Source organism: Catellatospora sichuanensis (genome assembly GCF_007483665.1).
Classification (GTDB): Bacteria; Actinomycetota; Actinomycetes; order Mycobacteriales; family Micromonosporaceae; genus Catellatospora; species Catellatospora sichuanensis.
On record NZ_VIQO01000039.1, the window covers coordinates 10858 to 32962 of the forward strand.

General features: G+C 70.4%; 16 protein-coding genes. 8 read left to right on the plus strand and 8 right to left on the minus strand.

Annotated features, from left to right (window positions below):
* Nucleotides 1-62 precede the first annotated feature (62 nt).
* A complete protein-coding gene (locus FLL47_RS38085) occupies nucleotides 63-2768 on the minus strand; it encodes an FG-GAP-like repeat-containing protein (protein WP_246159210.1) in 2706 nt (901 codons plus the stop codon).
* Between the two features lie 86 nt (nucleotides 2769-2854).
* Between FLL47_RS38085 and FLL47_RS44880 the strand changes: the two genes are divergently transcribed.
* Nucleotides 2855-2977, plus strand: coding sequence for a hypothetical protein (locus tag FLL47_RS44880; protein WP_281286776.1), 123 nt, complete (start codon nucleotides 2855-2857; stop codon nucleotides 2975-2977).
* 53 nt (nucleotides 2978-3030) lie between these two features.
* Here the strand turns inward: FLL47_RS44880 and FLL47_RS38090 are convergent, their stop codons facing one another.
* From FLL47_RS38090 to FLL47_RS38105, 5 genes are all read right to left on the minus strand, one after another.
* Nucleotides 3031-5733 carry a trypsin-like serine protease gene (locus FLL47_RS38090; RefSeq protein ID WP_186316155.1) on the minus strand — a complete coding sequence of 901 codons (2703 nt, stop codon included), beginning with the start codon at nucleotides 5731-5733 and terminating at the stop codon, nucleotides 3031-3033.
* Nucleotides 5734-5995: 262 nt separating this feature from the next.
* Nucleotides 5996-6139, minus strand: a complete 144-nt coding sequence (locus FLL47_RS43370) for a hypothetical protein (protein ID WP_186316156.1) — start codon at nucleotides 6137-6139, stop codon at nucleotides 5996-5998.
* 121 nt (nucleotides 6140-6260) lie between these two features.
* Nucleotides 6261-7247 (minus strand): ThuA domain-containing protein, encoded by a 987-nt coding sequence (locus tag FLL47_RS38095; RefSeq protein ID WP_246159212.1) that lies wholly within the window; start codon nucleotides 7245-7247, stop codon nucleotides 6261-6263.
* Between the two features lie 20 nt (nucleotides 7248-7267).
* Nucleotides 7268-9385, minus strand: a complete 2118-nt coding sequence (locus FLL47_RS38100; protein WP_144127539.1) for an outer membrane protein assembly factor BamB family protein — start codon at nucleotides 9383-9385, stop codon at nucleotides 7268-7270.
* Between the two features lie 354 nt (nucleotides 9386-9739).
* On the minus strand, nucleotides 9740-10546 hold the full coding sequence (locus tag FLL47_RS38105) for a citryl-CoA lyase (RefSeq protein WP_246159214.1): 807 nt from the start codon (nucleotides 10544-10546) through the stop codon (nucleotides 9740-9742).
* Between the two features lie 281 nt (nucleotides 10547-10827).
* Here FLL47_RS38105 and FLL47_RS38110 point away from each other — a divergent pair, with 281 nt between their 5' ends.
* Nucleotides 10828-11712, plus strand: a complete 885-nt coding sequence (locus FLL47_RS38110; RefSeq protein WP_144127540.1) for a shikimate dehydrogenase — start codon at nucleotides 10828-10830, stop codon at nucleotides 11710-11712.
* A 24-nt stretch (nucleotides 11713-11736) separates the two neighbouring features.
* Here FLL47_RS38110 and FLL47_RS38115 read toward each other — a convergent pair whose 3' ends face one another.
* Entirely contained in the window at nucleotides 11737-12921 is a 1185-nt protein-coding gene (locus FLL47_RS38115; RefSeq protein WP_144127541.1) for a CaiB/BaiF CoA transferase family protein, read from the minus strand.
* A gap of 54 nt (nucleotides 12922-12975) precedes the next feature.
* The gene (locus FLL47_RS38120; protein ID WP_144127542.1) at nucleotides 12976-13821 is read right to left on the minus strand and encodes an IclR family transcriptional regulator; all 846 of its coding nucleotides are present in this window, start codon (nucleotides 13819-13821) and stop codon (nucleotides 12976-12978) included.
* A 209-nt stretch (nucleotides 13822-14030) separates the two neighbouring features.
* Between FLL47_RS38120 and FLL47_RS38125 the strand changes: the two genes are divergently transcribed.
* The 6 genes from FLL47_RS38125 (at nucleotide 14031) to FLL47_RS38150 (ending at nucleotide 22091) form a co-directional block, all read left to right on the plus strand.
* On the plus strand, nucleotides 14031-15509 hold the full coding sequence (locus FLL47_RS38125; protein WP_186316157.1) for an aldehyde dehydrogenase family protein: 1479 nt from the start codon (nucleotides 14031-14033) through the stop codon (nucleotides 15507-15509).
* A 32-nt stretch (nucleotides 15510-15541) separates the two neighbouring features.
* On the plus strand, nucleotides 15542-17326 hold the full coding sequence (locus FLL47_RS38130; RefSeq protein ID WP_246159216.1) for a thiamine pyrophosphate-binding protein: 1785 nt from the start codon (nucleotides 15542-15544) through the stop codon (nucleotides 17324-17326).
* A gap of 95 nt (nucleotides 17327-17421) precedes the next feature.
* Nucleotides 17422-18576, plus strand: coding sequence for an ABC transporter substrate-binding protein (locus tag FLL47_RS38135; protein ID WP_186316158.1), 1155 nt, complete (start codon nucleotides 17422-17424; stop codon nucleotides 18574-18576).
* Between the two features lie 85 nt (nucleotides 18577-18661).
* Nucleotides 18662-19531: a branched-chain amino acid ABC transporter permease gene (locus tag FLL47_RS38140; protein WP_144127545.1), complete on the plus strand. Its 870-nt coding sequence runs from the start codon at nucleotides 18662-18664 to the stop codon at nucleotides 19529-19531.
* Nucleotides 19528-21345, plus strand: a complete 1818-nt coding sequence (locus tag FLL47_RS38145; protein ID WP_144127546.1) for a branched-chain amino acid ABC transporter ATP-binding protein/permease — start codon at nucleotides 19528-19530, stop codon at nucleotides 21343-21345. Before FLL47_RS38140 ends, FLL47_RS38145 begins: the two co-directional genes overlap by 4 nt.
* Complete coding sequence (locus tag FLL47_RS38150; RefSeq protein WP_144127547.1) at nucleotides 21342-22091, plus strand: ABC transporter ATP-binding protein; 750 nt, start codon at nucleotides 21342-21344, stop codon at nucleotides 22089-22091. Before FLL47_RS38145 ends, FLL47_RS38150 begins: the two co-directional genes overlap by 4 nt.
* Nucleotides 22092-22105 lie beyond the last annotated feature (14 nt).

The window sequence follows — 22105 nt, forward strand, 5'->3', positions numbered from 1 at the left end:
GCCGGTGTCGCCGCGCTGGGCGGCGATACCGGCTCCCTCGTCGAGAGGCGTGGACCTCGACGTCAGTTCGTGCTGGTGTTGAGCCTGAACCACAGGTGGCCGTCTTTTCGGCTGATCACTTCGAGCCTGCCGTCGCCGGTGACGTCCGCGTACTGGACGTAGTCGCGAGTGTTTGCACCGGCACCGAGGTCGTACCAGACGTTGCTGAACGCCACGGTGCTGGTGGAGCTGGTGCTGAGCTTGATGTACAGGTGGTCGTTGTAGCGACCGGCGAAGTCCGCCTTGCCGTCGTTGTCGATGTCGGCCACGGTGATGGTGTTCCAGGGGATCCAGCCGGCGCCGTCGTCGTGCCAGTTGGCGGCGAAGCTGACCGAGCTCGTGGTGCTGGTATTGATCTTGTACCACATGTGGCCGTCCAGCCGGCTGACCAGTTCGGGCTTGCCGTCGCCGGTGACGTCCGCGAGCTGGATGTGGTCGCGGGCGTTCCAGCCGGTGCCCAGGTCGATCCAGCCGCCGAACGAGATGGCGTTGGTGGAGCTGGTGCTGAGCTTGATGTACAGGTGGTCGTTGTAGCGGCCGACGATGTCTGCCTTGCCGTCGTTGTTGACGTCGACCGCGGAAATGGTGTTCCAGGGGATCCAGCCGGCGCCGTCGTCGTGCCAGTTGGCGGCGAAGCTGACCGAGCTCGTGGTACTCGTGTTGATCTTGTACCACAGGTGGCCGTTGTACCGGCCGATCAGCTCGGGCTTGCCATCTCCGGTGATGTCGGCGAGCTGGATGTAGTCCCACGTGTTCCAGCCATGGCCCAGGTCGATCCAGCCGCCGAACGAGATGGTGCCGCCGGTGCTGGTGCTGAGCTTGATGTACAGGTGGTCGTTGTAGCGGCCGACGAAGTCCGCCTTGCCGTCGTTGTTGACGTCCGCCGTGGTCATGGCGCTCCAGGGGATCCAGCCCGCGCCGTCGTCGAACCAGTCGGCGGCGAAGCCGAACGTGCCCGACGCGATGGTCTCCCTGTTCCAGGTCCGCACGTCGGCGACCCGGCCGTTGAAGAAGCCGCCGAGGGCCGAGCCACTGCGGTGGGCGCCGATGCGCAGGCCGCCCGTGGCCTTCCACTTGACGGCATGACCGGTGCCTGCGACCTTCGTGCCGTTGACGTGGACGGCCACGGTGCCGGTCGACGCCTTGTAGGTGACGGTGACCTGGCTCCATACACCTAGGGGTGCGCTGTTCGGGGGTGCGAAGGCGGTGTCCCACGCCGGGCTGGCGACATCGGTCTGGCTCATGGAGAACCGCCAGGACTTGTCGGACGGCTCGGACCACAGCTTGAACGCGGCGGTGTTGGTGCCGTCCTGGGACAGGACGGTGCCCCCGTTCGCGGTGGGCTTGGCGCGGACGCTGACGGTGAAGTCGGCATCCGTCGTGACCGCCGGCGCACCGGTGACCAGCGTGCCGGTCGACCCGTCGACCGTGACGGACGGGCTGAAGGTGTCGCCGGTGTTCCACTTCGCGCCCGTCGTGGCCGTCAGTGGCAGTGCGGTCCCGCTGAACACGCTGTCGGCGGCGCCCGTGACGCTGGTGCCCGAGGTCGCCGCGGCGGGCATGTCGGCCAAGGTCCAGGTGTGGTCCGCCGTGGTCGTGGTGATGGCGTTGAACCAGCTGGCGAGGTCGTCGGTGCGGGCAGCCGTGACGCTGCTGTCCGTGCCGGTGACGCCGGGGCAGCCCGCCTGGCCGGCCCGGCTGAGCACGGCGGCGAGCTTGCCGCCGGACAGGACGGGCGCGCCCGCCATGCCGCTGCACACCAGCGGTGCGGTGCCGACGGTCAGTGTCGTGGCGCTGCTCGCGGTGAACCTGAGCTGGGCGGTCTGCTGCTGGTCGGCGATCGGCGCGGTCGGCGTGCGGCCGAAGCCCACGGCGGGCACATCGACCCCGGTGGCGACGACGGCGGTGGCCAGGGCGATCGGGGTGATGTCCTGGATCGGGGTGGCGAGCCGGGCCAGGACCACGTCGCGGCCCGGTCGCGGGCTCAGCCAGTCGATCGCGGTGACCGCGTGCCCGGGGAACACGGCGTGGCTCGCGCCGGCCGGTGCTCCTTCGGTCAGTTGCGGCTGGGCGGGGTTGTCGGCGAAGCAGCTGCCGGCGGTGAGCGCCCAGCGTGGCGCGACCAGGGTCGCGGTGCACATCCGGCCGCGGTGGGAGATCTTGCCGACCGCCGCCTGGGCGCCGGTGACCGGCGCGGGGCCGGTGCCGGTTCGCAGCTGCAGCAGCATGGTGGGGGAGGCGTCGGGGTCGGTGCCCAGGCCTACCGGGGTGCTGCCGTCGCGGTCGACCTGGACGGTGATCTCCTCACCGGCGTCGCTGACGAGTTCGGCGGTGACCTCGTGGCCGGTGCCGGTCCGCTGTCCGTCGCCGCGGATCTCGTACACGCCGGGGACCTGCAGGTTGAGCAGCCCGGACGCGGCCGTCACCTTGAAACACACCAGGCCGATGCCGCTGGTGCCGATCATCTCGTCGGTGGTCCATACCTTCAGCAGACCGATGTCGCCCTGTGGCGGCGTCGCGCAGTCGGCGAGCACGATGTGCCCGTCGCCGGAGATCAGCCTGACGTTCTGCGCCGCCAGGATCGCGGCCGCGTCGGGATAGGGGTAGACACCGTCGTCCACCAGCGACGGCAACGCGATCGGATCGGCGGCGGCGGGCGCCGACCCGGCGACCACCGCCAAAGACACGGCCACCGCTGTCGCGGTGCCGAACGCCGCTAAACGCGACATCGAACCCATGTAAAGCTCCCCGTGGTTGATGTGGCCCGCCAGGCGAAGATGCCTGGCGGACAGGCGGTCGGCAGCGGATCCTCCGCATGACGCGTCAGAGCCCGCTGGCGATCGTCGTGATTGAACAGTGGCGCGACGACGACAGTAACGCCGTTGGGCCACCTGGTTCTGAACTGCTGAAACTCGACGTAGCGGAACACCTGTCATGATCATCGCGCGGCCGTCCGGCTGGCGCGATGATCATGACGGGTTGGTTGCCGAGTCAGTTCGTGATCGGGGCGCCCAGGTTCTGGACGGGCGCCCAGATCGTGACGAAGTCCCACGACTTGAGGCTCAGATTGCCCGCGGAGTTGAGGTAGATCTCCATGTCACCGGTTCCCGGGTTGAAGGTCACCCACGGGCTGTTGGTGATCGGTGTGGTGAGATCGCCCGGATTGGCCCAGCCGACACTCGGCCGCCAGTACTTCTCCTTCAGCGCGCCACCGGAGTTGACGTAGACCTGCGTGTTGCCGTTGACCGGGTTGTAGACGGCCGCAGGGCTGCCCGTCATGGCGAGGGCGAGGTTGCCGAGGGTCGACCACCCGGCCGCCGCATTCCAGTAGAGCTCCTTGAGCAGGCCGCCCGAGTTGGCGTACACCTGAATGTTGTTGTTGTTCGGGTTGTACAGCGCGGACGGCTGGCCGGTCATCGGAACACCGAGGTTCTTCAGCGAGGACCAGGCACCGCCGGTGAAGTACTTCTCGCTCAGCGAGCCACCGGAGTTGAGGTACACCTCGACGTTTCGGTTGACCGGGTTGTAGATCACTGTCGGGCTGCCGGTGATGCTCGCGCCCAGGCTCTGCACCGCCGACCAGCCACCGCTCGGGCTCCAGTGCCGCTCCTTGAGCACGTTCCCGGAGTTGAAGTAGATCTCCACGTTGTCGGTGTTCGGATTGACCAGCACCGCCGGCTGGCCGGTCGCCGCCACACCGAAGGACGTGGTGGTCCACGTGGTGCCGTCGAACGACGTCTCGCTGAGCAGCCCGCCGGAGACGTGGTAGACCTGGATGTTGTTGTTGACCGGGTTCTGCACGACGGTCGGGATGCCCTGAACCGTGCTGCCCAGGGACTGGGGCACCGACCAGGACGTGCCGTTGAAGTGCGTCTCCTTGAGCGTGCCACCGGAGTTGAAGTAGACCTCGGCGTTGCCGTTGCGGTTGATGAGGGTGGAGCCGGCGGTGGGGTAGGTGCGGAAGGCGGTGTTCGCCGCGTTCCACGTCTGGACGAGCGCCAGCTGGCCGGCGTACCAGGAACCGACGGTGCTCGCGCCGGTCTTGACCGCGCCCAGTCGAAGGCCGCCGGTGGCCGCCCACCTCGCGGGGTTGTGGATCGAGGCCCGGTTGACCCCGTCGACGTCGAGGGTCATCAGGCCGCTCGATGCCCTGAACGCGATGTTGAGGTGCGCCCACTGGCCCAGTTGCACGCTGTTCGCGGGAGCGGCAGCGGTCGCCCACGTGGCGGTGGTGCTGTCGGCACTGCTCATGGCGAATCGCCAGGACTTGGTCGCCGCGTCGCTGTACAGCTTGAACGCGGCCGTCTGGGTCCCGTTCTGCGACACGACCACGCCGCCGGCCACGGTCGGCTTGACTCGGACGCTGATGGTGAAATCGGCGTTCGTGTTGACGGCGGGTGCGCCGGTGGTGAGCGTGCCGGTGGTGCCGTTGAGGGCGATGTTCGGGCTGAACTGGTCGCCGGTGTTCCAGGTCGTGCCGGCGGTGGCGGTCAGTGGCAGGGCGGTGCCGGTGAACACGGTGTCGGTGGTGGTGGTGACGGGGGTGCCCGGTGTCGCTGTCGCTGGCATGTCGGCCAGGGTCCAGGTGTGTGCGGCGGTGGTGGTGGTGATGGCGTTGAACCAGGTGGTGAGGTCGTCGGTGCGGGTGGCGGTGACGCTGGTGTCGGTGGTGGTGCTGCCGAGGCAGCCTTGCTGTCCGGCTTGGGTGAGGATGGCGGCGAGTTTGCCGTCGGTCAGGACGGGTGCGCCGGCCATGCCGCTGCAGACCAGTGGTCCTGAAGCAGCCGACAGGGTGGTGGCGGTGGTGTTGGTGAAGGTGATCTGTGCGGTCTGCTGCTGGTCGGTGATCCAGTCGGTGTTGCGTCCGTAGCCGGTGGCGGTCAGTGCGACGCCGGTCGGTGCGGTGGTCGCGAGTGCGACGGGGGTGATGTCCTGGACCGGGGTGGCCAGGCGGGCCAGAACCACGTCGCGGCCGGTACGCGGGATCAGCCAGTCCACTGCGACCGGGGCGTGCCCCGGGAAGGTGACCTGATAGGCGCCGTTCGATACGCCTTCGGTCACCTGGGGCTGGTTCGGGTCGGCGGCGAGGCAGCTCGCGGCTGCGAGGACCCAGCGGGGTGCGACGAGGGTTGTGGTGCACATGCGGTCGTGGCCGGTGAGTTTGCCGACCGCGGCTTGTGTGCCGGTGACGGGTGCGGGGCCGTCGCCTGCGCGTAGTTGGAGCAGCATGGTGGGTGGTGCGGTGGGGTCGGCGCCGAGGCCGACGGGGGTGCTGCCGTCGGGGTCGATCTCGACGGTGATCTCTTCGCCGGTTTCGTCTTCGAGTTCGGCGGTGACTTCGTGGCCGGTGCCGGTGGTCTGGCCGTCGCCGCGGATTTCGTAGACGCCGGGTACTTCGAGGTTCAGTACGCCGGATGGCGCGTTGACTTTGAAGCAGACCCGTCCGACGCCGTCGGGGCCGATCAGTTCGTCGGTGGTCCATACCTTGAGCAGGCCGATGTTGCCGACCGGTGGGGTCGCGCAGTCGGCCAGGACGATGTGTCCGTCGCCGGAGATCAGGCGGACGTTCTGCTCGGCGAGGATCTGCGCCGCGTCAGGGTAGGGATAGACACCGTCGTCCACCAGGGACGGAAGCCCGACCGGAACAGCGCCCGCCGGGACGGCGCCGCCGGCCATCCAGCTGGACACCGCCACCGTCGCAGCTGTGCACATAGTTATTGCACGCAAAACAACACGCATGAAGCCACTTCCCCCGTGGACTGTCTATCGTGGACGTCCGAAGTATTTGCTCCGGCAGGCGGAAGTTAGCGTCCCTCATTGATCTGCGTCAAGCGCGATCCAGGCGGGCATCGAACATCGGGCCTACCTCGGCACGGCGGAGCAGGACGTCGACCCGCATATGCGAACGGTCCTCTTCGGCTGGAGTCGGCAGGGTGCCCGGGTCGAAGTCGTGGAGTCAGGCGGTGGACCGTTCGTAGACGCGGTTGAACACGCGGGGCATGATCAGGTCGCGCATGCGGCCGGTGACGATCCCGGCGGTCTTGGCGTCCTGGTCGGACTGCTCCATGCGGACGAGTTCGGCGGTCCGGTCGCGTCGCAATGCGTCGAACGTGGCGAGCGCCGTCGCGACCGCCTCAGTCGGTAGGCGGTGCGATACCGGGCCGGCATGCCGCGGTCGTGCCGATCGCGCGTCAGCACGACCGGCACGAGCCTTACGGCGTCTAGCGGCAGAACGGGACTTTGCCCATCGTGGACTGAATTCCGCCCAGAATGAGCTGCTGGAACTCCGTCGCCCCGGGGAAGGAGCCGTCCGTGGAGAAAGACCGGGCGTCGTGGCCCAGGGTGGTCAGGAACGCGCGCCCGCCGTCGTAGTACTGGCACCAGGCCACCGGGTGGACGTCGCCGTGGCCCGGGTGGCCCATCGAACCGGCGACGCCGCGTTGCATCGTGGACTCGTCCACGGCGGCCAGGATGCGCACGTCGGACGGGAACGGCACCAGGTTGTACCACTCGTCGGTGAAGGTCCAGGTCGCGGGAAGCCCGGCCGTCGAGGCGTCCCGGCGGCTGAGCGTCTTCACCGTCGCGACCTGGTTGGGTCCGTGGTCGTAGTAGTTCGCCCCGCCGAGCAGGCCTTCGTACCACGGCCAGTTGTACTCGGTGCCGAACGCGTTGTGGATGCCCACGAAGCCGCCGCCGCCGCGGATGTACTGGCGCAGCGCGGTCTGTGCGCCGTCGTCGAGGGTGTCGCGGGACGTGCTGAAGAAGATGATCGCGTTGTAGCCGAACAGCTGCCCGGCCGAGGCCAGCCGCGTGACGTCCTCGGTGTAGTCGACGCCGAACCCGTTGTCCTGGCCCATCTTGACGATGGCGTGGTGGACGACGTTTGCCTCGGTCAGCGGCGGGTTCAGGCCGGCGGCCAGCGCCGGGCCGAGATTGGCGTGCCGCGGTCCGGCGGTACGCGTGTACAGCAGGACCCTGTAGCCGTCGGCCGGGTCGAAGTTGCCCCAGTCGTGGTAGCACTTCACGTCGGTGCCGCGGCACACGCCGTAGTCCGGGTCGCCCAGCTGCTGGGCGCCCCTGTCCCGGCCCCGGTCGTCGTGCGCGGCGGACGGCAGTCCTGTCAGCACGGCGAAGGTGAGGGTGGCCAGGATGCCGGCCAGAGCTGTCAGGGCCACGGTCAGGCGGGTCTTCATCGGGAGTCTGCGCACGTCGTTGCCTCTCCTGGCGGTCAGTAGACCTCGACCTTGCCGGTCGGTCTGGGGCTGAACGAGTCGTTGAAGAAGTACTCGCCCTTGGCGGTGAAGGTGTAGGTGAACGACTCGCCGGGCTGCAGCCTGATGTCGAACAGCCCCTCGAAGAACTGGGTGGCGCCGTGCACGTTCACGTTGTCGGCGGGGTTGACGAAGGTGACGGTCGTGCCGACCGGCACCCGCAGGTGCGTGGGGGCCATGGCGTTGACCGCGGTCGACTCGACGGTGCCCACGGTCCCGGTCGCGGGGTTGTAGATCCGTGCCAGGACCACGGTGTTGCCGACCGCGCTGCCCTCCACCGGGCCGCCGGACACCGGCCGGCGTACCACCGGCGGGGGCGGCGCGGCGGCGGCGGCGACCGTGCCGCCGATCTTGAAAGCCCATAGGTGGTCACCGCGCGGGGCGGAGTTGCCGTAGGGGATGCCCGTGCCGCCGGCGTAGACCGCGACGTACTGCTCGCCGTCGATCTCGTAGCTGATCGGGCTGCTGCTGATCGCGGCCCCGGTCTGGAAGCGCCACAGCTCGCGCCCGTTGCGGGCGTCGAGGGCCAGCAGGTTCCCGTCGGGCTGTCCGATGAACAGCAGGTCGCCCGCGGTGGTGAGGATGCCGTTGCCGTGCGCCAGGGAGTACGGCATGTGCTTCTTCCACCGCACCCGGTTGGTGGCGGGATCGACGGCGACGACGCCGCCGGTCTGGTATTCGCCCGGCGGGCGCAGGCCGTTGCTGGACTCGGTGAGCGAGTGCGCCGCGGCGACGTAGCCGTATCCGGTGTAGACGAGGCCGGTGCGGTGGCTGAACGACTGGTGGCTCCAGTCGGCTCCGCCGCCGTGGCCGGGGATGGACAGGATCGGCACGTCCCAGTGCGGGTCGTACAGCGACCCCTGCACGTAGTTGGGAACGGCGCGGTTGGGGTCGCCGGGGATCTCGGCGCCGAGCGGCTGGTCGACGACCCGGGTCTCGGTCCAGGCCCCCTGGCGCGGGAACGGCTGGGTGGGCCAGGTCTTCTGCCTGGGCTCCTGCGGCACCGGGACCTCGTCGATGCCCAGGGGAGCGGAGCCGTCCTCGCGGTCGAGGATGAAGTACATGCCGGACTTGCTGCCGTACACGACCAGCTTGCGGTCACGGCCGCGGATCTTCGTGTCCACGAGGACCGGGGCCATGGTGTTGTCCATGTCCCAGATGCCGTGGTGGATCGACTGGAAGTGCCAGCGGTACCGGCCGGTCTTGAGGTCCATGGCGACGATGGAGCTGGAGAACAGGTTCAGGCCTCCGCGCTCCGAGCCGTCCTGGGAGGACCGGTTGCCGCGCGGGTTGCCGAAGGTCCAGTAGACGAGGCCGAGGTCGGGGTCGAGCGCGGGGTGCATCCAGGGTGCCGCGCCGCCGTTCTGCCACGACGTGCCCTCCCACGTCTCGTGGCCGAATTCGCCCGGCTCGGGTGCGCCCCAGAAGTGCCAGACGACGTCGCCGTTGCGGGCGTCGAGGGCCAGCGCCGCGGCGCGGTCGCTGTCGTGGGTGCCGACGTAGAGGATGCCGTCGTAGTGGGTGACGGCGACCTTCTCCATGTTGCCGTATTCGCTGACCTGCCGTTCCCAGGCGACCGCGCCGGTCTCCCGGTCGAGCGCGATGATCCAGTTGCCGCGGCCGTGGGTGAACACCCTGCCGTCGCCGACCGCGACGCCGCGGCGGGTCACCGTGCCGCGGGTCTGTCGGTACACCCATTTGGTGACGCCGGTGGCGCCGTCGACGGCGAACACGTTGCCGAATGCGGACTCGATGTAGAGCACCCCGTCGACGGCCACCGCGGTGCTCTGGTTGGTGCCGGTGTCGATGCCGCCCTCGATGCGGTTGTGCCACGCCCCGCCCAGGCGGTCGATGGTGCGGCGGTTGACGCGGTGCAGCGACGTGTAGTTCTGGTTGCCGTAGTTGCCGCCGACCTTGGGGAAGTCGGCACCGCCCGGGGTGGTGCAGCGGGAGCCGCCGTGCCCGTGCGAGGCGGGTGCGGCGTCGGCGGCGGTGCCGGCGGCCGGCACCAGTGCTGCGCCGACGGCCGTCGCCGCTGCTCCGGTGAGTAATGCCCGTCGTGGGATCTCTGCCATGCTGACCTCGTTCCTGTGCTGAAGGCGGTCTGTCTGCGGTGGCGTGTCCTGTGCGGCTCGGGGTGGATTCGCATGCGATGTGTGGCGACTGCGGGCAGGCGTGACCGGCTGCGCGATGCCGGGCGGTAAGCGGGCTGGAGGCGTCGCGTGCAACGCGTTGTCCGTCAACGAATCCGACTAACGATCATGAGGTCCACTAGACGGACCTAATGGGCCATCTAGAGGCACGGCTCAATATATGACCGACCTCGCTGCGGCGCAAGGCGAGGCTTCCGGAATGTGTCGTCGCGTCGATCGGCAGACCCGATGGCACGCGACGGCAGGTCCGGGCCGTGGCGGCGCGGACGGGACTGGTCAGTTCCCGAGGTAGGTCGGCAGGATCGCGGTCGGGATCGGACCCTTGTTGCGCCGGCCCTGCTGGGTCTCCTCCCAGGCGTGGGCCAGGATGCCGATGCTGCGGCTGAGCACGAACAGGCCGCGGGCCAGCGGGGCCGGGAAGCCGAGTTCGGCGTAGATGACCGCGGTCGCCCCGTCGATGTTCATCGGCACCGGACGCCGGCCCGGTCGCTGCAGTGCCGCCTCCACGGCGCGGGCCGCGGTCGCGTGCCGACCCTCGACCACGCCGTCGCGTACGGCCGTGTCGACCAGGCCCAGCAGGGGATCGCGGCGCGGGTCCACGGGGTGGAAGCGGTGCCCGAAGCCGGGAATGTAACGCGAGTGGGTGCGCCACGCGGTCAGCGCGTCGGCGACCGCGGTGTCGAGATCGGCGCCCGCGTCCTGGCGGGCGCAGATGTCGGACAGCACCTCGACACACTGCTGTCCCGCCCCGCCATGCGAGTCGCCGAGCAGGTTGACGCCGGTGGCGACCGCGTTGTTCAAACCGATGCCGCAGGTCGCGGCCATGCGTGCGGCGGCGATCGACGGCGCGTGCGGGCCATGGTCGACGCCGGCGACGAGCGCGGCCTCCAGCAGGGCCGCCTGCCGCGGGTCGGGCATGTCTCCGCGCAGCATCAACCAGATCATGTCGGTGAGGCCGGTGGAGCCGATCAGCTCCTGCACCGGGCGGCCGCGCAGCTCGATCACGCCGGGTGCCATCCGGGACACCGACGTGGCCCACCAGTCCGCGACCATCGCCGCGGTCGTGTCCTGCGTGGTGTTCACGTCGCCTCCTGCGGTGCCGGGACCGACTGTTCGACCCTCGCCGAACCTACAGCGGAGTCCGCAGAGTGGGCTAGTGGGTCCGTTGAGTGGATTTCTCCGTGCGTTCCGTGGGTGGGGCGGTGCACATTGCTCACGTCGCAGGCCGCCGCCACTCGGGCCGGGCGGTGGATCGTCCGCAGCGGACGGTGCGGCGGGCTCGCGAGCGCCTCGCGACTCTTGACTTCAGACACCGCCGTATAGCTAATTAACGTACTAGCTCGTATAACAAGCAGGGGGGCTCGGTGGGCCGAGGACGACGTTTCCTGGTGGGGCTCATCGGTTGCGACCTCGGTCCGTCGCTCAGCCCCGCGCTGCACGAGCGGGAGGCCGACGAGCTGGACGTGCGCTACCTGTACCAGGTCATCGACCTCGACGTGCTGGACCTCGGCGCGGAGGACGTCGGCGCGCTCGTCGCGCACGCCGGGCAGCTCGGCTTCGCCGGTCTCAACATCACGCACCCGTCGAAGCAGGTGGTGGTGAAGTACCTCGACGAGCTGTCCGCCGACGCCGCGGTGCTCGGCGCGGTGAACACCGTGGTGTTCCGGCAGGGACAGGCGGTCGGGCACAACACGGACTGGTCGGGCTTCCTCACCGGATTCCGGCGCGGGCTGCCCGGTGCCCCGGTCGGCGACGTCGTGCTGCTGGGCGCCGGGGGAGCGGGCACCGCGGTCGCCTTCGCACTCGTACGGCTCGGGGTGCGGCGGCTGACCGTGGTGGACCTGGCGGTGGAGCGCGCCGAACACCTCGCCGAGGTGGTGCGCCGCGCCGCGGGGCCCGCCGCGCCCGTGACGGTTCGCACCGCCCGCACGGTCGAGGAGGTCCGCGACCGGCTGGCCGCGGCCGACGGCCTGGTCAACGCCACACCCGTCGGGATGAGCGGGGACGGGGCGACGCCGCTGCCGGCCGAGCTGCTCCGTCCGGGGATGTGGGTCGCGGACATCGTCTACCGTCCGCTGCTGACCGAGCTGCTGCGCCAGGCCCGCGCGGCGGGCTGCCGGACCCTGGACGGCGGCGGCATGGTCGTGGCCCAGGCGGCGGAGACGTTCCAGCTGATCACCGGGCTGTCGCCCGACCTCGAGCGGATGTACCGGCACTTCTCATCACTCACCGCCGCGGCGGCGTCGTGACGGAGAGGGGGAGCCGGCCGTATGTCAGGACCCGGGCTTGCGCCACCGGCGCGTGATCTCCGGGAGCTCGTCGTTGTGCTCGCCGAGCAGCGGCGGCGCGCCCACCGGATGCAGCGGTTCGCCGTCGACGAGCACCCCGGTGCCGCTCAGGCGCAGCCGCCGGTCGGTGGCCGGGCCCGGGAAGCGCACGTCGGCGAAGAACCGGCGGTGGGCCAGCTGTTCCAGCTCGACGGCCTGCGGCACGGTGAGGATCCGGGCGGCCGGCACGCCGACCCGGTTGAGTTCCTGCTCCCAGGCGAGTGCGGGGCGTGCCCGCAGGGCGTCGTCCAGCTCCTCGTTGAGCGCGTCGCGGTGCGCCTTGCGCTGCTCCCGGGTGGCGAAGCGCGGATCGCTCACCAGATCGGGCCGGCCCACGCAGTGGCACAGGCTCTCGAACTGCTCCTGCCGGTTGGCCGCGATGTTGAGCGGGCCGTCGGCGGCGTGGAAGGTGCCCGACGGGGCGGCGGTCGGGTTCTGGTTGCCCATCGCCCGTGGCGGCACGCCGCCGACGAGATGGTTGGAGACCGCCCAGCCCATCGCCGACACGGACGCCTCCAGCATCGACACGTCGAGGAACGAGCCCTGCCCGTGCCGCTCCCGCCCGGCGATCGCGGCGGTGACGGCCAGCGCGGCGGTGAGCCCGCCCAGCGTGTCGCTGATCGGGAAGCCGACCCGCAGCGGGGCGGTGTCCTGCGTACCGGTGATGCTCATCATGCCGGAGAGGCCCTGGATCACCTGGTCGTATGCGGGAGCCTGGCTCATCGGCCCGCTCTGCCCGAAGCCGCTGATCGCGCAGTAGACCAGCCTCGGGTTCAGCTCGCGCAGGCGCTCCCAGCCGAACCCGATCCGGGCCAGCACCCCGGCCCGGAAGTTCTCCACCAGCACGTCCGCGGCCGTGACCAGTTCCACGAACGACGCCCGTCCGTCGTCGTCCTTGAGGTCGAGCTCCACCGACTTCTTGCCCGCGTTCTGCGCCAGGAACGAGGCGCCCAGGGCGGCCTCGTTGAGTTCGGGGTCGGGGCCGAGGCGGCGGGCCAGGTCTCCGACGCCGGGGATCTCGACCTTGAGGACCTCCGCGCCGAGCAGGGCCAGTTGATACGTGCAGTACGGGCCGGCGAGCACGTTGGTCAGGTCGAGCACGCGGATGCCGGCGAGCGGTCGATGCGCCATGCATGGTCTCCTCGGGTGGGCTGGCTGACACAAGGCGCGCCGGCGCGGCGCGACCTAGAGGGACGTGCCGAGCGGATGGTCGAAGCCGCGCTCGGACACCTGCTGTGCCATGCGCTTGACCTCCGCCGCGAACTCGGCGACCCGGGCTTCGGTGAAGCGCAGCGTGGGTCCGCTGAGACTGAGTGCGGCGACGACGGCGCCGGAGCGGCCCACGATCGGGGCGGCCACCGCCGACAGGCCCTCGTCGCGTTCGCCGTGGCTGACGGCGTATCCGGCGACGGCGGCCTCGTCGATCCACTCCTGCAGCCGCTTGACGTGGCCGGATCCGTAGGGGGAGCTGCGGGCGACCCGGGCCAGCAGCGCGGGGCTCGCGTCGCGCAGCAGCACCTTGGCCGTGGCGCCGGCCCAGAGCGGGAGCTCGTCGCCGACGTGCACGACGTGGCGCAGTGCCTGCGGGCTCTCCTGCTGTGCGATGCAGACCCGGAAGACGTCGCGGGCGACGTAGACGTTGACCGTCTCGCGCATGCGGGCCGCGAGCTCGCGCATGCCGCGCTGGGTCTCCGGCGGCAGCTCCCAGCTGCTGTGGGCCAGGTGCGCCCAGCGCCACAGGCCGGGGCCTGCCATGTAGCCGCTCGTGGTGGCCCAGAGCAGGCCGCTCTGCTCCAGTGTCGAGACCAGACGGATCACCGTGGTCTTCGCGAGACCGGTGGCCTCGGTGATCTCGCGGACCGTCACGGTCGGCCGCTCGGCGGTGAGCAGCGTGAGGATGTCCAGTGCCCGCTGGACGCTGCGTACTCCCTGCTGGTCGCCGCTGTCGGCGGCCGGTTGCGATGCCGCGGCGTGGTCCTGCGCGGTTCGCTGCCGTCCGGCTGCCCTGTCGTGTCCCGTTGCCGCCGCCACGGTTCCTCGCTTTCCTCATGTCCACATCGATGGCCTGCGGATGAGCATCCCATCACGACTGTCGACGACCTGCGCGCCTGGTGGTGCCTTCACTCGTCCGTAACGTTCTGGACTCGACCCCTTGCTAGATCCAGCGGACGCCCGTACGTTACACCCAGTCCGTAGAGCGGTCCAGTAGAACCACAGAGTGGTCCACGAAGGAGGTTCCGGTGCTCGACGCCATTCTCAAGCCCGGCGCTGATGCGGTGTACACGGCCGCGAATCTGGTGGCCGGCAACTGGGTCGTGGCTGGACCCTATGACGAGCGGGTGGGACCATACGTCCGCACCGTGGTCAGCAGAGCACCGGTCACCGCGGCGGCCGATGTGGACGCGGTAGCCGGGCACGCGCGCGGCGCGGCCCGGCACATGGCGCGGCTGGCTCCGGCGGCGCGCGCGGAAGTCCTCGATGAGGCGGGGCGGCTGGCCCAGGCCCATCGCGCCGAGTTCGCCCGCCTGATCGCGCTGGAGCTGGGCAAGCCGCTGCGCGACGGGCTGGGCGAGATGGACCGGGTGGCCGACACCTTCACCGTCTGCGCCGCCGAAGCGCGTCAGATCGGCGGTGAGGTGCTGCCGGTCGCGGGCTGGCGACGGGGGATCGGCAACACCGCGCTGACCTACCGCGCCCCGGCCGGTGTGGCACTGGCGATCACGCCGTTCAACGCCCCGGCCAACCTGCTGGCGCACAAGCTCGGCGCTTCCTTCGCGGCGGGCAACACCACCATCGTCAAGGCTCCGCCGCAGGCGCCCGCGGTCTCCGCGGCCGTGGTGGCGCTGCTGCTCGAAGCCGGCGCGCCCGAGCAGGCGGTGCAGTTGCTGCACGGCGGCGGCGACATCGGCGCGGCGCTGTGTGCGCTGACCGAGGTCAGCGTCGTGAGCTTCACCGGCAGCGCGGCGACCGGCGCGGCCGTGGCCCGCGCGGCAGGTGCCAAGCGCCTCGTGCTGGAACTCGGGGGCAACGCCGCCACCATCGTGTGCGAGGACGCCGACATCGCCGCGGCCGCCCGGGTCTGCGCCCGGACCGGCTACTCCAACTCCGGCCAGAGCTGCATCTCGGTGCAGCGGGTGTACGTGCACCGCGACCGCTACGCGCAGTTCCTCGGCGCGCTCACCGCCGAGGTCGAGAGCCTGGTGGTCGGCGACCCGCTCGACCCCGCCACCGATGTCGGCTCCATGGTGGACGAAGCCGCCGCCGAGCGCGTCGTGTCGTGGGCCGCCCAAGCCGTCGCGGGCGGCGCGACGATCACCACCGGCGGCCGGCGCGACGGCGCGACCGTGTTCCCCACCGTGGTGGCCGCCCCGCCCGCCGACGCCGCCGTCGTGGTGCACGAGGTCTTCGGGGCGCTGGTCGCCGTCATGCCCTACGACGACTTCGACGCCGTCCTGGCCGCCTGCAACGAAAGCCGCTACGGACTGCAGGCCGGCCTGTTCACCCGCGACCTCGGGCGGGCCGTCACGGCATGGCGCGAACTCGAGGTCGGCGGGCTCGTCGTCAACGGATCGTCCAACTTCCGCCTCGACCATGTGCCCTTCGGCGGGGTGAAGGACTCCGGCTTCGGGCGCGAGTCGCCCCGCCTGATGATCGAGGACTTCACCACGGTGAAGACCATGCTGCTGCGCGGCATGTCGATCTGGGGTGAGCACGGGTGAGCAGCCTTCGCACGAGCGACAGAGGAGCACCGATGAGCACAGACACCGAGGCCCGCGTCCTGCCCGCCGACGACGTCGCGAGCGGCACCGGTGCCCTCGCCATGGCCCGGCAGCTCCAGGCGTACGGCGTCGAGTACGTGTTCGGCACCTGCGGCCATACCAACATCGCGCTGCTGGCCGCGTTCGAGCAGGTCGGCATCGAGTTCGTGATCGCGCGGCACGAGCAGGCCGCCGCGCACGCGGCCGATGGATACGCCCGGGTCTCCGGCAAGGTCGGCGTGCTGCTGGTCCACGTCGGCCCCGGCATGATGAACGCCGTCACCGGAGTGGCCACGGCCGCGCTGGACTCCGTGCCCCTCGTGACGATCGCCGGGGACGTGCCGTCCTATATGCACGGCAGGCACCCGCACCAAGAGGTCAACCTGCACGCCGACGCCGACCAGACGGCGATCTTCCGGCCGTTCGTCAAGCGGGCCTGGCACGCGCACCGGGTCGAGGATCTGCCGCGCTTCCTGGAGCGCGCGTTCTGGACGGCGACCTCCGGCCGTCCCGGCGCCGTGCTGCTCAACGTCCCGATGGACCTGTTCTCCCGGCCGCTGGCCGACCACCACACCGACCGGTACCCGCAGCCCGTGCAGACGACGGCCCCCGCGCTCCCGGCAGACGACGCGGCACGCATCGCCCGCGAGCTGGTGTCGGCCCGGCAGCCGCTCATCTACCTCGGCGGCGGACTGGGCCGCGGCGCCGGGCGCGCGGCCCTGCTCACGCTCGCCGAGCACCTCGACATCCCCATCGCGCACTCGCTGATGGCCAAGGGCGCGGTCCCCGACGAGCACCCGCTGCTGCTGGGCATGCCTGGATTCTGGGGCACCGAGAGCACCAACGGCTACGCACTGAACGCCGACGTGGTGCTCGCCATCGGCACCCGCTTCGCCGAGACCGACGCCAGCTCCTGGGATCCCGCCTACACCTGGCGCTTCCCGCCGTCGCGGCTGATCCAGATCGACATCGACCCGGCGGAGATCGGCCGCAACTACCCGGTCGAGATCGGCGTCGTGGCCGACGCGACCCTGGCCGTGCAGGCGATCACCGGGCAGGTGCTCGACCAGTTGCCGCAGGGACGGTCGCGGCCCGAACTGCGAGCCGACATCGCGGCCGCCCGCTCGGCGCTGTTCGCCGGAAGCGCGGAACGCGGGCGCAGCGACCAGTTCCCGCTGCGCCCCGAGCGCATCCTCGCCGACGTGCGGGCCGCGCTGCCCTCCGACACGATCCTGGTGACCGACGTCGGCTGGAACAAGAACGGCGTGGCGCAGTGCTACCCACTGCCCGCCGACGGGCGCTTCATCACCCCCGGTGGCGCGTCGACCATGGGCTTCGGCCCGGCTGCGGCGCTCGGCGTGCAACTGGCGGCACCGGAGAAGGTCGTGGTCGCGCTCATCGGCGACGGGGGCATGAGCGCCCAGCTGCCCGCGCTGCCGATGGCGGTCGAGCGCGGCCTGCCGGTGATCTTCCTGGTGATGAACAACCGAGCCCACGGCACCATCGCCGACCTGCAGGCGGCGAACTTCGGCCGCAGTTACGGCTGCGAGTTCCGCGACCCGGACGGCAACCCCTACAGCCCCGACTTCGCCGCGCTCGGCCGGGCCTGCGGGGCGGACGGATACGACATCGCGCAGCCGGCGGACCTCGTAGCCGCGCTTCGTACGGCAGTGCAGCGGCGCCGACCGGCGGTGCTGGACGTGCCCATGGTCAACGAGCCGGTGCCGACCCCCGGGCACTGGAACATCAAGGACATCTACCACGGCGTATTCGAGTGAAACAGCACGTCGACACCGGGCGCGAGCCGCGCGCCCCGCACCCCACCAGGTAACGCATCCCGTCTCCGTTCCTCCCCACAACAGAGGTGATGTGCATGTTCTCGTCCCTGCGGCGCCGCGCCGCCGTCATGCTCCTCGGACTCGCCCTTCCGGTCGCGCTCGCGGCCTGCTCCGCACCCGGCGGAGACCAGGGCGACTCGAACAAGACCGACGGTCCGATCAAGATCGCGCTCGTGGACGCGCAGAGCGGGCAGCTCAGCTCGCTGGGCGCCTGGGAGCTCAAGGGCGCCCGCCTGGCGATCGACGAGTGGAACGCGGCCGGCGGCATCAACGGCCGCCAGATCGAACTCGGCGTCTTCGACGACCAGGGCGACCCGACCGTGGGCACCAACCTGGCCCGGAAGATCGCCAGCGAGGGCTACATCGCGATGATCGGCACCGCCGAGAGCGCGGTCACCATCGCCATGGCCCCGATCCTGCGCGAATCCAAGATCCCGAACATCACGTCCGGCCAGTCGCCCGGCCTGGTCGCGGTGAAGAGCCCGTTCCTGTTCCTCAACGGCCCCACCAGCGTCACCTACGACGAGACCCTGGCGAAGTACATCGTGGACACCAAGGGGCTCAAGAACATCGCGATGATCACGAACAACGGCGGCTACGGCAAGGGCGAGCACGACGCGTTCACCAAGTCGTTGCAGGCCCGCGGCGTGAAGCCGATCGAGGACCAGGTCGTCACCGCCGACCAGAAGGACTTCAGCGCGGCGCTGACCACGATCCGGCAGAAGAACCCGCAGGTCATCTTCATCGGCGCGGAGGAGGTCCAGTCCGGCCTGATCGTCAAGCAGGCCCGCGACCTCGGCATCACCGTGCCGTTCGCCGGCGCGGCGCCGCAGGGCACCCCGGTCTTCGCCGACACGGCCGGCACGGCCAACGTCGAGGGCACCATCGTCAGCTCGCCCTACCTGAGCAACGAGGTCAGCGAGGCGTCGAAGAAGTTCGCCGCGGCGTACAAGGCGAAGTTCAACGAGGACGCCGAGATGCACGGCGCCAAGGCCTACGACGGCACGCAGATCCTGCTCAACGCGCTGAAGACCAGCAACGTCGCGACCGGGCAGGCACTGGCCGACGCGATCCGCGCCACCAAGTACGCCGGTCTGCTGGGCGACTTCGCGTTCGACGACACCGGCGTGGGCATCTTCGCCACCCGGATCGGCACGATCCAGGGCGGCAAGCTGGTCGCCGCCGGCTGATGATCACCCGAGCGGTCGCCGCAGGCGGGTCATCCCGCATGCGGCGACCGCTCCCGTTCCCCTCGCTCTGCGCACAGGGAGTGCCATGCAGGTCTTTCTTCAAACGTTCATCGGCGGGATGAGCCTCGGCGCGATCTACGCACTCGTGGCACTGGGCTTCTCGCTCGTCTTCCGCACGATGGGCCTGGTCAACTTCTCGCACGGCAACGTCGTCATGATCGGCGCGTACCTCGCCTCGACGTTCTACCTCTCCACGAAGCTGCCCTTCGCGCTGGCCATGGCCCTGGCCATCGGCGGCACCGGGCTGATCGGCGTGATCATCGAGCGGGTGCTGCGCCCGCTGGAGAACAAGGACTTCGACCTCATGCTGATCGGCACCATCGGGTTCGGCATCGTGCTCGAAGCCGTCGCGATCATCATCTGGGGCGCGACCGGCAACGCCGTGCCCAACCCCGTGCCCACCGGTCCGCTGGAAGTGCTCGGGCTGCGCATCCGCACATACGACCTGGTCGTGCTCGCGATCGCGACCGCCGCCGCCGTGCTGCTGGTCTTCTTCCTGCAGTCCACCAAACGCGGCGCGGCCATGCAGGCCGTCGCGATGGACCACGAGGCCGCCACGGCCGTCGGCATCCACGTCGGACGCAGCAACGCGATCGCCTTCATGCTCGGCGCAGGCCTGGCCGCGCTCGCCGGCGGGCTGGTCGGCCCGCTGCTCTACGTCAACCCCACCATGGGCGGCGCGCTCGGCATCAAGGGCTTCGCCGCCGCGATCCTGGGCGGCTTCGGCAGCATCCCCGGCGCGATCGTCGGCGGGTTCGCGATCGGCGTGCTGGACGCGTTCACCGCGGGCCACTTCCAGGGCTACTCGGAACTGGTCACCTTCCTGGTCTTCACCGTGGTCATCATGATCCGGCCCACCGGAATCTTCGGCGAGAGGACGGTGAACCGCGCATGAAACTGCGCGTCGCCGGTATCGGCGTGCTGGCGGTCCTCGCCTGGCTGCTGCCCTACCAGCTCGACTCCTACCTGATCCACGTCGCGAACGTGGTGATCCTGTTCGCCATCCTCGCGATCGGCCTCGGCCTGGTCATGGGCATCGCGGGGCAGATCAACCTCGCCCAGATCGCGCTGTTCGGCGTGGCCTCCTACGCCACGGCCATCCTGACCACCCGGGCCGGCTTCGGGTTCTGGACGGCCGCCGCGCTGGCCATGCTCATCGTGGCCGCCATCGGGCTGCTGATCGGCACGCCTGCGCTGCGCATGCAGTCGCACTACCTCGGCATCGTCACCCTCGGCCTCGCCCTGGCGCTGACCAACTGGGTCACCAACGCCCACATCGCCGGCGGCGCGGAGGGCATCACCGGCATCCCCGCCCCGACACTGCCCGGCATCGACCTGCGCAACGACTACTTCTTCTACTACCTGGAACTCATCGTGTTCGCGCTGGCGCTGGCCTTCGGCCTGTTCGTGGTGCGCACCCCGCTCGGGCGCAAGATGCGCGCGATGCGCGACGACTCCCTCGCGGCGGGCGCGGTCGGGGTGGAGGTGCCGCAGCTGCGCATGACGGCGTTCTTCCTGGCCAGCATCTACGGGGGTGTCGCCGGTGTGCTCTACGCGGGCCTCATCCGCTACGTCGCGCCGGAGACGTTCAGCATCGCCAACATGTTCCTGCTGCTCGCCATGGTGATCATCGGAGGGCGGCAGAGCCTGGTCGGCTGCGTCGTCGGCGCGGTCGCGCTGTCCCTGCTGCGCGAGGTGCTGGTCGACTACCCGACGTACGCGCAGGTGGCCTACGGGACCATCGTGGTGCTGACCGTCGTGTTCGCTCCCACCGGCCTGGCCGGCCTGCCCGTCCGCGCCCGTGGCCTGCTGCAACGCCTCGGCTGGCTGCGCCGCGACACGGGCGCGCCGCCGAAACTCGGCGACTTCCGGCCGTACGACGAGGTCGAGCGCCCGGCCGAGCAGGTGATCCTGCGCATCGACGACGTGAGCATGCACTTCCGCGGCCTCAAGGCCCTGCAGGAGGTGACCATGGAGATCACGTCAGGTGAGATCCGTGGCGTCGTCGGCCCGAACGGCTCCGGCAAGACCACGCTGTTCAACGTGGTCAGCGGGCTCTACCGGCCCACCTCGGGCCGGGTCTGGCTGGGGGAGCGGGACCTGACCGCCGCCCGCCCGCACACCCTGGCCCGCGCCGGCGTCGCCCGCACCTTCCAGAACCTGCGGCTGTTCCCGCTGCTCACCGTGCGCGAGAACCTGCTCGTGGCACTCGACCAGACCTCGGTGCTCGGCAGCTGGCGGTACGCGCTGTGGCAGCCCGGCGTATGGCGCCACGACCGGGCCCTGCGCCGGCAGGCCGACGAGCTGCTCGACCGCTTCGGGCTCACCGCGTTCGCCGACGCGGCCCCCGGCGAGCTGCCCTACGGCACCCAGCGACGGGTCGAGATCGCCCGCGCCATGGCCCGCCACCCGCGCCTGCTGCTGCTCGACGAGCCCGCCGCGGGCCTCAACGGCGAGGAGGTCCGCCAGCTCAGCGAGATCGTGCGGTCCATCCGTTCGACCGGCGTCACCGTCGTGCTCATCGAGCACAACATGGGCCTGGTCATGTCGCTGTGCGAGCGGGTCACCGTCTTCGCGAGCGGCCGCGTCATCGCCGACGGCACACCGGCCGAGGTGGCCCGCGCGCCACAGGTGGTCGAGGCATATCTGGGCGACTCCGCCATGTCCGAGGACGTGCCGGTCGCCACCGCGACGGAGGCGACACGATGAGCATCGGCACCGACCCGACCCCCGCCCGCACCACCGGTCCGGACTTCGCCGTCGAGGGCCTGACCGTGCACTACGGCGGGGTCTGCGCGGTCAACGGGATCAGCCTCACCGTGCCCGCCGGGCAGTCGGTCGGCCTCATCGGCGCCAACGGCGCGGGCAAGACCTCCGCGCTGCGCGCGCTGATGGGGCTGGTGCCGCGCAAGGTCGGCGCGGTCCGGTTCGGCGACACCGACCTCGCCCGGGTCAAGGCACGCGACATGGTCCGCCACGGCATCGGCTACGTGCCCGAGGGCCGCCACGTCTTCGCAGGCCTGCCGGTCGAGAAGAACCTCCTGCTCGGCGCGTACGCGCGCAAGTGGGACGCGGCCACCAGGGCGAGCCTGTCCGAGGTGTACGAACTGTTCCCGGTCCTCGAAGAGATGAAGGACCGGCTGGCCGGCGCCCTGTCCGGTGGCCAGCAGCAGATGCTGGCCATCGGCCGGGCGCTGATGTCGCAGCCCAAGCTGCTGCTGCTCGACGAGCCGTCGATGGGCCTGTCCCCGAAGCTCGTCGAGACGATCCTCGCCGTGCTGCAACGCCTGCAGGGCCAGGGGCTGAGCATGCTCCTAGTCGAGCAGAACGCCAAGCTGACCTTCGAGGCGACCGGTACCTGCCTGGTCATGGAGCACGGCGAAGTGGTGCTGTCCGGGACGTCCGCGGAGCTGACCCACGACGCGCGCGTCAGGAAGATCTACCTCGGGCTGTGAAAGGCTTCCGCGAC

Coding starts and splice junctions, on each gene's coding strand:
- FLL47_RS38145 (WP_144127546.1), top strand. CDS start 19,528: ATGAAACTGCGCGTCGCCGGTATCGGCGTGCTGGCGGTCCTCGCCTGG.
- FLL47_RS38085 (WP_246159210.1), bottom strand. CDS start 2,768: ATGTCGCGTTTAGCGGCGTTCGGCACCGCGACAGCGGTGGCCGTGTCT.
- FLL47_RS44880 (WP_281286776.1), top strand. CDS start 2,855: ATGACGCGTCAGAGCCCGCTGGCGATCGTCGTGATTGAACAGTGGCGC.
- FLL47_RS38100 (WP_144127539.1), bottom strand. CDS start 9,385: ATGGCAGAGATCCCACGACGGGCATTACTCACCGGAGCAGCGGCGACG.
- FLL47_RS38150 (WP_144127547.1), top strand. CDS start 21,342: ATGAGCATCGGCACCGACCCGACCCCCGCCCGCACCACCGGTCCGGAC.
- FLL47_RS38135 (WP_186316158.1), top strand. CDS start 17,422: ATGTTCTCGTCCCTGCGGCGCCGCGCCGCCGTCATGCTCCTCGGACTC.
- FLL47_RS38115 (WP_144127541.1), bottom strand. CDS start 12,921: ATGGCGCATCGACCGCTCGCCGGCATCCGCGTGCTCGACCTGACCAAC.
- FLL47_RS38140 (WP_144127545.1), top strand. CDS start 18,662: ATGCAGGTCTTTCTTCAAACGTTCATCGGCGGGATGAGCCTCGGCGCG.
- FLL47_RS38130 (WP_246159216.1), top strand. CDS start 15,542: ATGAGCACAGACACCGAGGCCCGCGTCCTGCCCGCCGACGACGTCGCG.